The organism is Oleiphilus sp. HI0043 (assembly GCF_001634935.1).
Genome location: NZ_LWEY01000069.1, coordinates 19,907 through 33,850 on the forward strand (window position 1 = coordinate 19,907; position 13,944 = coordinate 33,850).

The 13,944-nt window shown below is 42.2% G+C and carries 17 protein-coding genes; 6 read left to right on the forward strand and 11 right to left on the reverse strand.

The genetic code is table 11. The annotated features are described in order from the left end of the window. The 4 genes from folK to ppx are packed head-to-tail and all read right to left on the reverse strand — an operon-like array spanning nucleotide 1 to nucleotide 3,515. Nucleotides 1–519 carry a 2-amino-4-hydroxy-6-hydroxymethyldihydropteridine diphosphokinase gene (folK, locus tag A3729_RS01550; RefSeq protein ID WP_068509996.1) on the reverse strand — a complete coding sequence of 173 codons (519 nt, stop codon included), beginning with the start codon at nucleotides 517–519 and terminating at the stop codon, nucleotides 1–3. Next, nucleotides 512–892 carry a dihydroneopterin aldolase gene (folB, locus tag A3729_RS01555; RefSeq protein WP_068509994.1) on the reverse strand — a complete coding sequence of 127 codons (381 nt, stop codon included), beginning with the start codon at nucleotides 890–892 and terminating at the stop codon, nucleotides 512–514. The genes folK and folB overlap by 8 nt, the downstream gene beginning before the upstream one ends. Nucleotides 893–920: 28 nt before the next feature. Further along, a complete protein-coding gene (gene tsaD / locus A3729_RS01560) occupies nucleotides 921–1,961 on the reverse strand; it encodes a tRNA (adenosine(37)-N6)-threonylcarbamoyltransferase complex transferase subunit TsaD (protein WP_068509992.1) in 1,041 nt (346 codons plus the stop codon). 27 nt (nucleotides 1,962–1,988) lie between these two features. Next, on the reverse strand, nucleotides 1,989–3,515 hold the full coding sequence (ppx, locus tag A3729_RS01565; protein WP_068553023.1) for an exopolyphosphatase: 1,527 nt from the start codon (nucleotides 3,513–3,515) through the stop codon (nucleotides 1,989–1,991). A gap of 125 nt (nucleotides 3,516–3,640) precedes the next feature. Here ppx and trxA point away from each other — a divergent pair, with 125 nt between their 5' ends. Beyond that, complete coding sequence (gene trxA / locus A3729_RS01570; protein WP_068509988.1) at nucleotides 3,641–3,967, forward strand: thioredoxin TrxA; 327 nt, start codon at nucleotides 3,641–3,643, stop codon at nucleotides 3,965–3,967. 78 nt (nucleotides 3,968–4,045) lie between these two features. After that, the gene (mobA, locus tag A3729_RS01575) at nucleotides 4,046–4,657 is read left to right on the forward strand and encodes a molybdenum cofactor guanylyltransferase MobA (protein WP_068509986.1); all 612 of its coding nucleotides are present in this window, start codon (nucleotides 4,046–4,048) and stop codon (nucleotides 4,655–4,657) included. A 37-nt stretch (nucleotides 4,658–4,694) separates the two neighbouring features. Here the strand turns inward: mobA and A3729_RS01580 are convergent, their stop codons facing one another. From A3729_RS01580 to A3729_RS01605, 6 genes are all read right to left on the reverse strand, one after another. Then, the gene (locus A3729_RS01580; RefSeq protein WP_304438860.1) at nucleotides 4,695–5,480 is read right to left on the reverse strand and encodes an amino acid ABC transporter ATP-binding protein; all 786 of its coding nucleotides are present in this window, start codon (nucleotides 5,478–5,480) and stop codon (nucleotides 4,695–4,697) included. A gap of 21 nt (nucleotides 5,481–5,501) precedes the next feature. Beyond that, entirely contained in the window at nucleotides 5,502–6,608 is a 1,107-nt protein-coding gene (locus A3729_RS01585) for an amino acid ABC transporter permease (RefSeq protein WP_231872152.1), read from the reverse strand. Next, nucleotides 6,609–7,805 carry an amino acid ABC transporter permease gene (locus tag A3729_RS01590; protein ID WP_068509983.1) on the reverse strand — a complete coding sequence of 399 codons (1,197 nt, stop codon included), beginning with the start codon at nucleotides 7,803–7,805 and terminating at the stop codon, nucleotides 6,609–6,611. It abuts the gene before it with no gap. A gap of 186 nt (nucleotides 7,806–7,991) precedes the next feature. Next, nucleotides 7,992–9,014, reverse strand: a complete 1,023-nt coding sequence (locus tag A3729_RS01595) for an amino acid ABC transporter substrate-binding protein (RefSeq protein WP_068509981.1) — start codon at nucleotides 9,012–9,014, stop codon at nucleotides 7,992–7,994. Nucleotides 9,015–9,152: 138 nt separating this feature from the next. After that, the gene (locus A3729_RS30410) at nucleotides 9,153–9,371 is read right to left on the reverse strand and encodes a hypothetical protein (protein ID WP_082865098.1); all 219 of its coding nucleotides are present in this window, start codon (nucleotides 9,369–9,371) and stop codon (nucleotides 9,153–9,155) included. Between the two features lie 306 nt (nucleotides 9,372–9,677). Then, nucleotides 9,678–10,451, reverse strand: a complete 774-nt coding sequence (locus tag A3729_RS01605) for an alpha/beta fold hydrolase (RefSeq protein WP_068509979.1) — start codon at nucleotides 10,449–10,451, stop codon at nucleotides 9,678–9,680. A gap of 126 nt (nucleotides 10,452–10,577) precedes the next feature. Here A3729_RS01605 and A3729_RS01610 point away from each other — a divergent pair, with 126 nt between their 5' ends. From A3729_RS01610 to A3729_RS01620, 3 genes are all read left to right on the forward strand, one after another. Further along, nucleotides 10,578–10,991, forward strand: coding sequence for a PilZ domain-containing protein (locus tag A3729_RS01610; protein WP_068509978.1), 414 nt, complete (start codon nucleotides 10,578–10,580; stop codon nucleotides 10,989–10,991). A gap of 372 nt (nucleotides 10,992–11,363) precedes the next feature. Then, the gene (locus tag A3729_RS01615; RefSeq protein WP_068553024.1) at nucleotides 11,364–12,401 is read left to right on the forward strand and encodes an AraC family transcriptional regulator; all 1,038 of its coding nucleotides are present in this window, start codon (nucleotides 11,364–11,366) and stop codon (nucleotides 12,399–12,401) included. Nucleotides 12,402–12,410: 9 nt separating this feature from the next. Continuing rightward, on the forward strand, nucleotides 12,411–12,776 hold the full coding sequence (locus A3729_RS01620; RefSeq protein WP_068553025.1) for a hypothetical protein: 366 nt from the start codon (nucleotides 12,411–12,413) through the stop codon (nucleotides 12,774–12,776). Here the strand turns inward: A3729_RS01620 and A3729_RS01625 are convergent. Next, nucleotides 12,765–13,313 carry a DUF2058 domain-containing protein gene (locus tag A3729_RS01625; protein ID WP_068510071.1) on the reverse strand — a complete coding sequence of 183 codons (549 nt, stop codon included), beginning with the start codon at nucleotides 13,311–13,313 and terminating at the stop codon, nucleotides 12,765–12,767. The two genes, A3729_RS01620 and A3729_RS01625, sit on opposite strands and share 12 nt — an antisense overlap. 248 nt (nucleotides 13,314–13,561) lie before the next feature. On the opposite strand from A3729_RS01625, the gene A3729_RS01630 reads away from it, so the two are divergent. Next, nucleotides 13,562–13,944, forward strand: a 383-nt coding sequence (locus A3729_RS01630; protein WP_156497573.1) for an NAD(P)/FAD-dependent oxidoreductase, incomplete at its 3' end; no start/stop codon positions are given.

Consider the following 13,944-nt stretch of genomic DNA (forward strand, 5'->3'; position numbering starts at 1 on the left):
TTAAGGCTTGAGAATAGCAGCAACTGAACTTGGATCAATTCGCCATACCTTTTGCTTCGCTTCGATTTCTACTTGCTTAAGCTGCCATAAGACTTGGTAGCTTAAGCCAGTTTTGCTATCGATATCATCCGGTGCTAACTCAGCCATCGGCCATAGAACAAAGCCATTGTAGTATAGCTCCGGCCTCGGGAGCTCAACTCCATCATGAAAACCTGTCAGTTGCCCGTAACTGACCACATCAATATCTAGCGTTCTTGGTGCAAAGTGTTTATCTCCGCGCAGGCGGCCGTGGCTATCTTCAATTGTTTTTAATGCCTTTATAACCTTGGGCAAGCTTAGCTCTGTTTCGATTGATACCGCCATGTTATAGAAACACGCACCGTCAAAACCAACCGGCTCACTTTCATAAATTGAAGACAAAGATAAGTCACCAAAGGTCCGTTTCAGGCTGCTCAGGCCCGAGCGAAAGTTCTGATCACGTTCAACATTTGAGCCCAGATTCAAGAATACCTTAGGCATGGCTATGCTGCTCTCGTGTTCGCTTCACTCTAACGCCAACTGATCTTGTGTTTGGAACTGCGCCAGGCTTACTTATTTTTAGTTCTATCGCGCTAATTGCAAAGCTATTAAATAGCGATGCGGCTATTTTGTCTGCTAGATACTCCAATAACTGATGGTGTTTGGCTAAGGTAATGCGCTCAATCTCCTGGCAAACCGCCACATAATCAATAGCATCTTCTATGGCATCTGATTCTGCTGCGGCTGAAAAGTCACACACTAGAGCAAGGTCAAACAACAATGTTTGCTTGATCTGCTTTTCCCATTCGAACACACCTATTGAGGCGTCAATTTCGAGCTTTTCAATTAATACCTCAGAGTAATCTTGAGCCATCAAATTAACCTATTGTCAGGATTAAAATCTAGCCTAGTGCAGGCAGCGTATCTAGTGGCCAACGTGCTTGTACTGCAAACTCATGATTTGAGCCCTGGCCTGCCTGCAAGCGCTGATAGCCGGCATAAGCGATCATTGCACCATTATCCGTACAAAACTCCGGACGAGCATAAGAAACCCTGGCACCCAGTTTTTTTACCATTGGCTCCAGAGTCTGTCGGAGATGCGTATTGGCACTCACACCGCCTGCAATAACGAGCGTTTTCATCCCTGTTTGTTCAAGGGCTCGTTTACATTTAATTCTAAGCGTATCAACAACTGCCTCTTCAAATGCTAGCGCGATCCTTGCCTGATCATCTTTATCCAACTCTTTCTTAGCACGGACATCATTTACCGTGTTCAAGGTAAAAGTTTTCAGGCCACTAAAACTAAAATCCAGTCCTGGCCGATCTGTCATTGGACGGGGAAATCGATAAGGTGTTCCACCAAGCTCTGTTCGGGCATATTCAGCCAGTTTCGCAATTCGGGGACCTCCCGGGTAATCGAGCCCTAACATTTTCGCCGCTTTATCAAAGGCTTCACCTGCCGCATCATCTAATGACTCACCCAGAATTTCATATTCACCAATAGACTGCACTGAAACCAATTGAGTATGGCCACCCGATACAAGTAAACCAATAAAGGGGAATTCCGGTGGACTATCTTCTAGCATCGGCGCCAGTAAGTGTCCTTCCATGTGGTGTACACCGATAATGGGGATATCAAGCGCCATCGCTAAGGCATTCGCAATGGAAGCACCGACCATCAGCGCTCCTACTAATCCCGGCCCTGCAGTATAGGCAATCGCATCAATATCGCCCTTCTCTAGCCCAGCTTCTTTGAGAATAGCGTCTATTAAAGGAATGGTTTTTCTTACATGATCTCTAGAAGCTAATTCCGGGACAACACCACCATAGTCCGCATGCATCTCTACTTGGGAATATAACTGGTGTGCAAGCAAACCTTTCTCACTATGATATAAAGCAACACCGGTCTCATCGCAAGATGACTCAATACCTAAAACAATCATTAAGAATCTCGTGTAGTTGGAAAGTCGTCAATCTTTAGCTAGCAGTAGAAGAAAGCCCTGCTTACGTAACAAGTCTTGCTCTAACTCCAAGATCGACGTATTTAAGGGATTTGCCTCAAACCAGCCTTTCCCCATACTAAGGGATAAGCACTCGTCCTGAGCCCTTAGGGTGAAATCCGTTTCAGCTTGATTACGTTCTGCTGTCAGCGCAACCGCCAGTCTGAATATTGTGCACAGGCGCTTCAGTGTTTGCGTTTCCTGTTTACTCATTCCAATAAAAGGCTCATCACTAAATTTCCGTCTGTGAGTACGTACTATCACAGAAAGGTGCAGCTGAGTTAATCTCGAGAAACCTGGTAGGTCAGAGTGATAAACGAGATAAGCACCATGCCGGTGGTATTGTGCATGAGCAATAGAGTGCCCAACCTCAAAAACCCGGCTTGCCCAACGTAGTAGATTTTCACATTGCGGTAAGGCTATATCCCAATACGAAGCAATTTGCTTGTATGCATGAAGCGCTGTTTTCTCTACTCTTTCAGCGTGTTCAACATCAATAGCATAGCGAGCCTGCATCGATTGAAGTGAACGTTCTCTGACATCCTCATGCTGAATCCGGCCTAGTATGTCATACAGCAAACCTTCCCTAAGCGCGCCCGATGTGAACTCCATTTCTTTGATGCCCAGTACCTTAAAGCATGAGTAGAGTATGGAAAAGCCGGCTGCAAAGATCGATGCACGCTCAGATTTCACACCTAGTTTAACTAAGTCCTCACAATGTCCGAGAGTAATCATCAGGCCTTTTAGTTCTTTCAAAGCTTTTAATGTAATCGTTTCTTCAGCTAAACCAAGATGACGCAAAGCATTTAGAATAGCCTTAATTGAACCCGAAGCACCCACTGTATGCTGCCATCCAAGCGACTTATATTGTTCCTTTATGCTGAATAATTCTCTGGATGCGTGCTTGATTGCTTTATTAAATCCTTGCTCAGTTAGCTCACCACCAGGAAAATATTTTTCTCTGAAAGAAACGCAGCCCATATGCATACTTTCTAAGGCTTTTGCCTCAAAGCGTTCACCAATTATCAATTCGGTGCTACCACCACCGATATCGATAACCAGGCGATTGCCTTTATCATCAGCCAGGGTATGAGCAACACCAAGATAAATTAGACGCGCTTCTTCTCTGCCAGAAATTATTTCTATTGGGTGACCTGTTACACGCTCGGCATCACGCAGAAAGTCAGTTTTCTTTTTGGCTGCTCTTAAAGCATTTGTACCCACGATCTGCACAGATGCAGAGTCAAAGCTCTTGATCCGCTGGGAGAAGCGCTTCAAGCACTCAATTGCCCTGATATGGGCTTCTGGAGTTATTTCTCCATTTTCGTCGAGACCTGCCGCTAGCTGGACCTTTTCACCAAACTTATCAACGACTCTAATCTCGCCATGAGAAATTTTTGCGACAACCATGTGAAAACTGTTTGAGCCCAAATCTATCGCTGCAATGTGGTCTGAGCAGCTATTTGGCTCTGCTTTCGTATCATTGTGAGTTAACACGTCCTTGAAATCCTCTGATAAGGCTATATATTACTCGTTACGATTTTTCATTTCTTAAGAGATAGCTGTATTGTAACGCATCAAATGCTTTCAGGCTTCTCTAAATCTTTTATTGGAATCAAAACATGAGTGATAACATCATCAATGTAAGTGACGCAACTTTCGAAACGGAAGTTTTAAATTCTGACATCCCTGTACTTGTCGATTACTGGGCGGAGTGGTGCGGCCCTTGTAAAATGATCGCCCCTGTCCTTGAGGAAATTGCTGACGACTATGCTGGCAAGATCAAAATATGTAAGTTAAATATTGATGAGAATGAGCAAACCCCACCTAAATTCAATATTCGTGGCATTCCAACCTTGATGCTATTCAAGAATGGTAATGTTGATGCAACGAAGGTAGGCGCGCTATCAAAATCTCAGTTGACAGCTTTTGTTGACAGCAACTTGTAAGCCCACTAGTTTACGCTTTGCATAGGTGGCACTCTTCTTGGGTGCCACATCGCTACTCTCCTATCAGATTTAGATCTCATGACACTGCAAATTGATGGCGGTATTCTTGCCGGTGGCCTTTCCACTCGTATGGATGGCAAGGACAAGGGACTGCAACTCTATCGACAAAAACCAATGGCCCAGTCTGTTTTTGACTCGCTTCAGCCTTATGTTCGTCGCGTGTTAATCAACTGCAACCGCAATCAAACTCAATATCAAGAAATCAGTCCTCTTGTGTGTTCTGACTCAATCGAAGGCTTCCAAGGTCCTTTGGCAGGACTACACAGCTTGATGTTGAACACTGATGCTGATTATTTGCTTGTCAGCCCCTGTGATACACCCTGCCTTGGACAAGAGTATGGTCAAAAGATGCTCAATATCTTGTACCAAAAACAAGAGCTGTTCCCTGGTCAGCCTTTGATAATCGCATCGAGAGATGAAAACAGAAGCCACCCTCTTCACTTATGCATTTCTACTCAGTTTGTTGATAGCTTGGAAGATGCAATCGTAAACAGGCAAAACCGCGTAATGAAGTGGGTTAAAGATAACGGTGCTATCTGGGTTGATTTCTCAACATCAAGAAATGCTGAAGCCAGTAGCTTTATGAACTTCAATACACTTGAAGAGCTATCTTCTTCTCAAGGCTATTAGCTCTCTCATCAAGAATAAGAAGCTCGGCTGCTTGGGATTAATGCTGAAGTATCTGACTTAAGAATAGTTGTAAGCGGTCAGTTTCTGGGTTTGTAAAGAATTCCTCTGGTGTATTTTGCTCAACAATTTCACCACCATCCATAAATATTACTCTGTCCGCTACACGCTTAGCAAAGCCCATTTCATGAGTAACACAGAGCATCGTCATACCTTCATCAGCTAGCTCAACCATGACATCGAGTACTTCTTTAATCATTTCCGGATCAAGAGCAGAGGTTGGTTCATCGAACAGCATGATTTGAGGTGACATACAAAGAGATCGTGCAATCGCTACACGTTGTTGCTGACCACCCGATAACTGACCCGGGTACTTAAGTGCTTGGTCTGGAATCTTCACTCGCTCCAGATACTTCATTGCAATCGCTTCGGCTTCCTCTTTGGGTTTTTTCTGTACCCAAATTGGCCCAAGCGTCAGGTTTTCTAAAATGCTCAAATGGGGAAACAGATTGAAGTGCTGAAAAACCATACCGACTTCACGACGGATCGCTTCGATATTCTTAACGTCTTCGATCATCTCAACACCATTCACAACCAAAGACCCTCTTTGAAACTCTTCCAGTCGGTTGATACAACGAATCATCGTCGATTTACCTGAACCAGATGGTCCACAGATAACAATTCGTTCACCCTTTTTGACACTTAAGTTTATATCTTTGAGCACATGGAAATTGCCATACCATTTATTCAGATCTTTAATTTCAATAACGTTATCTTTACTGCCCAGAACCTCAGAGTTTTGGCTTTTTACATCTGTTTTCATCATTAATCTCCGTAGTAGACAGCGCTATTTATTATTATGGCTGGTATCCAGCTTGCGTTCGATATTACTGCTGATCATTGACATACCAAAGCAGCAACACCAAAAGACCATAGCGACAAATAAGTAGCCTTCCGTTGCATGTCCCCCTAACCAGTTTGAGTTATTCAAAGCAGTTTGAGTGGTACTGAGCATTTCAAATATACCGATGATCAAAAGGAAGGTAGTATTTTTGAATAGCATAACGAAGGTAGCAAGAATATTGGGCATCGATACTTTGATCACCTGGGGCAATATAATCAGCAAAGTTTTCTGCCAATAACTTAGGCCAAGCGAGTCAGCGGCTTCGTATTGCCCTTGGGGAATTGCTTGAAAGCCACCCCTAAATACTTCTGCCATATAGCCCGACATAAATAGAATCAGAACAATCCACACCCTAAGTAATTTATCTACGCTGGTGCCTTCAGGAAAAAATAATGGCAGCATTACCGAGCCCATAAAAAATAGGGCTAAAACCGGGGTTCCCCTAAAAAACTCGATCAACAAAATACAGACACTACGTATAAAAGGCATCTCCGATCGTCGACCTAGGGCCCATAAAAAGCTCAACGGAAAAGCAATAATAATACTCGCTGACGCCAAAAAGATATTCAGTGCAAAGCCACCCCATAAGTCAGTACTTACTGTCATCAAACCAAACAGGCTACCGTCCAGAAATGTCGCACAGACAAATGGAAATAACAAAAATACCGGGACGCCAATCTTATTCCGAAGATCTTTTGGCAAGACATAAGGCAAAGCAATGACAGCAGCGAGACTCAATAAAGCAAGATTCACTCGCCACAGTTCTGAGCTGGGGTAACTGCCATACATAAATTGTTGCATCCAGGCAGAAACAAATACCCAACACGCGCCTTCTTTAGAGCAAGCTTCCTGGCTGTCACCACTCCAGTCGGCTGAAAAAATCAGCCAATCCAGCATGCCAGGAACAACGGAGAATAAAATTGCTAGGATAATAATAGTAGCTGTTGAATCGAAGATATTAGAAAAAAGGTTTTCTTTAATCCAGCCAATGACACCAACTGTATCCTTGGGTGCCGGTTTATCAGGCAGCGCTTTAAACTCTCTCATCATTTACTTCCTTTCCACCAAAGCGACTTTCGAATTGAATCGATTCATAACAAAGGAAATACACATGTTTATGACAAAATAGACCGCCATTGTCATAAATACGATTTCTATCGCTTGTCCCGTCTGATTGAGTGTGGTGCCGACAAAGACAGTAAACAAATCCGGGTAACCAATAGCTGTAGCCAGCGTCGAGTTTTTCACCAAGCTTTGATATTCACTATTTAGCAAAGGCGTGATGACTCTCATCGCCTGGGGCACGACGATCAGTGACATAATCTTTCGCTCACTTAAGCCAACACTACGTGCGGCTTCAGTTTGTCCATGCGGCACCGATTGAACACCCGCTCGAACAGCTTCTGCAATGAATGCACCGGTATAAATACTTAAAGCTAAAACCAAAGCCATTAGTTCCGGGATTATTGAGGTTCCACCGCTGATATTGAAGCGCCCAAGCTCTGGGTATTCCAAGTGAAAAGGAACACCCATTATTAGTGTTGTCAGTAGCGGCAGCCCAAAAAGAATACCCAGACTGACTGAAAATACAGGAAACTGCTCGCCCGTATCATCTTGCCTTCTATGCGCCCAGCGGCGAAGAAAGAATATGCCAGCAATCGCTATACACAATGAAGCGTATACAAACATTGAGCCTTGCTCATCAATCACACTTGGGATAAACAAGCCTCGAACATTTAGAAAAATCGATTCACCAACAGAAAAACTGTCACGCGCTCCGGGCAATGAAGCCAGTACAGCGAAATACCAGAAGAAGACTTGTAGTAATAATGGAATATTTCGAAATATTTCTACATAAATGACTGATAAGCGTCTGACTAACCAGTTGTGGGAGAAATAAGCGACCCCCATAACAAAGCCGATAATAGTTGCCAATACGATACCAATCATCGAAACCATAATCGTATTAAGCAAACCTACGATAAATGTTTTCCCGTAGGTATGTGTCGCATCGTAAGGAATCAAGGACATTAAGATATCGAAGCCTGCGGTAGTAAATAAAAAGCCGAAACCGCTTTTTATTCCTCGAGCTTCCATATTGGCGATTGCATTGGAAACAATCGAATAGAAAAAGTAGCCAAGTGCGAAAACCAGGATTAATTGATAAATAATCGCCCTGTTACGAGGGTTATTTATAAATGAACCCGACTTAAGCTTTAAGTGTTCGGACTCCGGATCTGAAGACATAATATGGCCTTACAAATTATTTCCAAAAGAATGCTGTTAGCTACCTATAAAGCGAGCCATTTTTTTACTCAGCTTCTAGACTTAGTAAGCGCTAACTTATTATTTGAGAATTTTCTAGCTACTGGATTAAACAGCCTGCTACTAAACAAGCTGTCTAATCTTATGCTTACAAGAAGCCAACCTGTATTATCGAACAGGTGGGGAATACAGAATACCACCTTTGTTCCACTGGGCATTCAAACCACGTGAAATTTTAAGAGGTGAGTCCATACCAACATTACGCTCAAACGACTCGCCGTAGTTACCTACCTGCTTAACGATGTTATAGGCCCAACCGGCTTCCAAACCAAGCTTCTCACCAGCATCACCCTCAGAACCCATCAAACGTTTTTGAGCCGGGTTACCTTCAGCTTTAGCCTGATCTACATTTGTACTGTTAACACCTAAGAATTCTGCTTCTATCAAGGCGTTCATTGTCCACTTAACGATATTGAACCAACCATCATCACCCTGTCTAACCACTGGGCCTAATGGTTCTTTTGAAATAACTTCAGGCAAAACCATTGCTGAAGAAGGGTCTTTTAGGCCGATACGAATCGAATATAATTGTGATTGATCAGAGGTTAATACGTCACAACGGCCGCTTTCAAAGCCTGCACGAGTCTGATCTGAAGTATCATATGTAACTGCTGTGTACTTCATACCATTTGCACGGAAGTAGTCAGCCATGTTCAATTCAGTGGTGGTACCTGCCTGAATACAGGCAGATGCTCCATCGAGCTCTAATGCACTTTTAACACCTAGCTTTTTGGATACCATAAAGCCTTGGCCATCGTAGTAGTTTACACCAGCAAAGTTCAAACCTAGTGATGTGTCACGTGTATGAGTCCAAGTAGTATTACGAGACAAAATATCTACCTCGCCACTTTTTAGTGCTTCAAAGCGTTCTTTTGCAGTGAGTGGGCGATAAGTTACTTTATCTGCATCGCCTAAAACCGCTGCAGCAACCGAACGACAAACATCTACATCCAGTCCGCTCCACTGCCCTTTCTCGTCTTTTTGTGAAAAGCCCGCTAAACCGACACTCACGCCACAACTTACCATACCTTTCTTTTTTACTGCATCAAGTGTTGAACTTGCATAACTTTGTTGTGCAGTTAACCCTACTGCCACGATCGCAATACCAGCGGTCAATTTATTAAGTTTCATTATCCTAACCCCTTTATATAGTTGTATTCTCCCGTGACAGCATTACACGGTAGCATTTGAGATTAACATAGATCCAAAGCAAGATTGAACTCCTATTTCCGGATCCATTGTTATAATCGATTAAATATCACGAGTTCGTTAATTTCTGGGCAAGCCTTTTAATTCTGCATAAGTATCCTGAATCATTTTTGCATCTGCACTGGCCCGATGACGCGCCAGACCTGCTAATTCAATAACTTTGTCGTGGACGGGTGTCCATTGTTCTCGTTCTTCCTGGCTAAGCAATGAGAGTAAAGATTCAATTCGAAAGGCTTGTATACATTCAGCTTTATCAAATAACTGACCCAGCCAGCACATGTCATTAGCCCAGCCATCTGAATATATGGTCTGACCTGCAAGGTTGTGGTTAAGCCACTGGGCAACGCTAACAATATCTCGCCCTTTTTCTTTTAATAGCTCTTGGGATATTCCATGAAGCGCTTCGGCGTCCCGGTTCTATTTCGTCCAATGAGCTAATGGTTTTATCAGGGTACAGCCCGTTTCTCCCTTACCTGAAATAAAACCTACTTCGATTGGATAAGAGCCCTTTCCTAAGCCTGAAGCTTCAATATCTATTATTGTTGGTAAACTCATAACTACCTTTCTAGTGTTGTTATGTATAGTCTAGTCGATACCCGTAAGAAAACGTTCACATATTCCTATAAAGGTTTCCGGTTTTTCTGCATGTAACCAGTGACTGGCTTTTGGAATGATTCGGACTTTTGCAAAGGGAAATAAGCTCACTACTTTTTCTTTATGGGCGGCCTGTATATAGTCTGATGCTTCGCCAGCAATGAAGAGCACTTCCCCTAAAAAAGGTTTTTCAGCATGCTGTCCATCCAGAATATGATGGTAATTTTGATGGATGGCGTTGAGATTTACTTTTAGATCGAAACCTCCACCGGGCTTGGCTTTTAGATTCTTTAGTAAAAATTGCCTCACCCCCTGCTCTGGAACAAATTCCGCTAGCAAAGAATCTGCTTCCTTTCGACTTACGATATCTGACTCTAGCAAAGCAAATAAACCAGCAAATATTTCATCGTGATGTCCCTCATACCGAACAGGCGATATATCGGCAACGATCACGGCCTTTATTCGTTTTTGCTGGTGCAGGGCTAGACTCATAGCGACTTTTCCACCCATGGAATGTCCAAGCACATATGCGATATCAATACCTTGATCATTCATATATTCGATCACATCTTCTGCCATAAGCTCATAGTTCATCTCTTCGCGATGAAACGAACGACCATGGTTTCTCAGGTCAATAGCATGGGTTTTAAACTTACTTGCCAAGGCCGTTGCAACACTGCCTAAATTATCTGACGAGCCAAACAGGCCGTGAAGGATCAATACGGGGAAACCTTCCCCTCTTATGCGCGAATATAGTTTAGTCATTGTATTTTTTTTAATCAGTTCACATTATCACCAAGAGCTCATGGCATATTCTCATATGTATCCTAATCTGACTAATTAAATGCTTTTCACTTCTAAACTGTGATACGTAGTAAGGTATATTTTTTAATGATTGTAGAGCTCCACCCTAAAGAAAATCGTCGTAACCGACGCGTCCCCGCCGCAGAACTCGTGGCACAAATCAAAACTAAACAAGGTCTATTTTCTAGCTGGCTTGATTTAGATGTTCTCGATTTCAATCTCCTTGGCCTTGCTCTGGCTGTACCCAGTGAACCAGAACTCGGAAGCAAGCTAAGTTTGCGCCTCGTTTTGAATATGGACATGGGGGAGCTAAAAGTTAATCAAATTGAGGCAAAGATTGTAAATAAGGTAAGGATGGATAATGACGATACTTCGTGGCGAGTCGGCTTGGTCTTTTCAAACCAGTCTAAGCAAAGCGGCGATAACCTTAGCCAACTAACACGCATTAGAGATATGCTTGAGAGAAATAACGCAATAAAGCAGCGTTTGAAAGCAGTTTAGTGTAATAAAAAAAGGCGCACTTCGCGCCTTTTCTTGAACCTCTTAATCTACTTAGCAAAAAAACATACTGTTCAGATAATTTGCTAGCTCAGAACAATTTTCTTTTTCATTTTCATTTTGTGGTACAAAAACTTCGTATTCCATAGTGGTTCCCCGTCAATAACACCGCTAGTATAAGTTTGTAATTCGTTTACTGTACAACTCCTAAAGGACAGTGTGTGTAATATATAGCAGACCGAATGCCTGTTCTTGACGATATGTGCCACCTTTTTGACTGACTGTAGCATTCCTAATTAACAGTAATTAATACACAGCTTTGGTTTAATTACTACAATAGGTATCTTTAGTCACGGTTAGGGAAAGGAAAGCTAAATGACAATTAAGTCTGGCAAGTCCCGGGTCAAAAACTTGTTCGTAAACTCCTCAACCGCGAAAGTATTGTGCGAATATCTTATTCAAAAAGGTATCAATAACGAGCTTTTGATTTCTACCTTGGCCTGTGAACTACACGAGCTTGAGTTAGCAGACTTCCGACTAAATATCTCTGCTTATCATGCGTTATGGTCTCTTGCGCTTTCCTATACCTCCGACGAGCGTCTTGGCCTTAAACTCGCTCAGAATCCCCATAATGAAGAAATGGGTTTAGTTGCACACATTTTCTTTAATAGCCCAACCCTCTATGAAGGACTTCAACAATACCAACGCTACTATTCTTTGGTTAATGAAGGCATGCATATTGAAATTCACAATGATGATAAGTTTACTTATCTGGAATATGTCTGTGACTACAATGAGGTTTACTGCTCAGCCGATATAGAGCATACACTTGCGTTGTCAGTATTACGGGTCCAAGACCATATTAATCGAAAGCTCGATTTGGAAGCCGTTCATTTTCAACACCCTGCACCGGGTGATATTTCTGAGTTTAAAAAAATATTCCGTTGCCCTCTTCGATTTAACCAGAGCCACAGCACACTCATTTTTAAGAAGTGTTATCTCAACTACAAGCTACCCAGGCGTAGCCCTTATCTTTATAAATTATTGATTAAACATATAGAGTCGCTTTCTAGAAAAATTCTACCCGCGATCAGCTTTACCGACTCGGTAAAGACTACCCTTGAAAGCCAGCTTTCCAAAGATAAGGTAGATGCTGAAAATATCGCAAAAAGAATGAATATGAGTCGACACACGCTATATCGACGTCTTAAATCAGAAGGAATTTCCTTTCATGACCTGCTTGATGAAGTGCGTGAAGAAAAGGCCTACGCATATTTAAATAAAGGCAAACATAGTCTAAGCGACATTGCTTTTTTGCTCGGCTTTTCTGAACTTAGCGCCTTTAGCCGTGCTTTTAAACGCTGGACCGGAATTTCTCCCGCAAAATATCTTAAATCTCGACCCCAGGAATAGTATACAAGCATGCTAAGACTTCTCTTTATCCTTCTGACTGCGCTGACACTTGATGCTTGTACAAGCTTGAGTCACTTAAAGGCACCAATCGCAAAGAAGCATGTTGAACAGAAGACTAAAACACCCGCTAGTGAAAATATCGAGGAATTATGCAAGTACACATCCCATAAAGGCATTTCCGAACTCATTTCAGTGAAAGGAGCCTACCTCACTTTTATATTCTTTCCCGGTAATGTCGAGTTTCGTCTTGAAAAAGAAAAATTCCCTCTACAAAAGCTTATCGGCAGCGAGTTCAAGGCTATTTATGAAGAACTGGTTCAAGGGCATGCTAAATGCCACAAACCAGCACCTCAGATCATAGGTTTACCACATTAAGTCATCAGGTATTTGATAATCTTTATACGGATCATCTTCTTCTATTTCTGTATCTTGCGGCTGTGACTTCTCCATGTGGTAGACAATCGCTGCCTCATCTCTCTCTATTATTTTAGTGGCCGCTGTTGCTGGTATTAAGATAAAACTTTCATCTAAATTGGCTATTGCTAACCTGCCTTTCAATAAATGAGTTTGTTGCTGTTCTGATATATAGACCTTTTTGATCTTTTTATCGACAGCAAATTGAAATCCAATATCGTCACCTTCACTAGGTACGGTGTTCATTTCAATTAATTGTTTTACCTGAGCCTTAATTGCTTTTCGATTCTGCTCTTCCAGCTTCGCCTGATTCAGTGCTTTGTCTCTTTCAGCTTTTTCTTTTTTCTGCTGAGCTATTCGCGCTTCGGCTTCGTTTTGTACTGCTTGGCCTTTTGGAGTTTGCTTACGTTGAACACGTTTCTCTTTTTGAATATTTTTTGCTTTTTTCTTATCTACCAGGCCAGCACCTAATAGTTGCTCTTGTAATGACTTTGCCATCAAACCCTCTCTTGAACGATGTTTAGATGTTACTTCGAATAAGATAAATACTATCATAATTCGCTCTAAACCTAGATTTCTAGCATGATTTTGAATGCGCCTTTGCAAATAAAACATACAATTTACGACCCCTAAACTTTACAATGTAAATATTGCTGGGTAAAGTACACTTACACTGTAAAGTTTAGATACTTTGTTAGTACTAGTATTTTCTTGGCATTTTATATAAACGTGGAGAACTTAAAACAATGAAACACTATGATGCAGTAGTGATTGGCGCAGGAAATGGCGGACTAACCGCTGCCGCGACACTGCAAAAGAATGGATGTAACACCTTACTTGTTGAGCGCCATAATGTTCCGGGTGGATGCGGTACATCTTTCGTCCGCGGAGATTTCGAATTTGAAGTCGCTTTGCATCAGTTAAGTGGCGTTGGGACAGAAGACAGACCTTTCCTTATGAGAAAAATGTTCAAGGATTTGGATGTACTCGATAAAGTTGAACTGGTTCAGGAAGAGGAGCTATATCGATTAATTGTCCCAGGGAAACAAGATATTACACTTCCCGCGAGTTGGTCAGGCATTCAAAAAGTTCTAAAACAAAATTTTCCTGATGACAGTGATGCTATCAC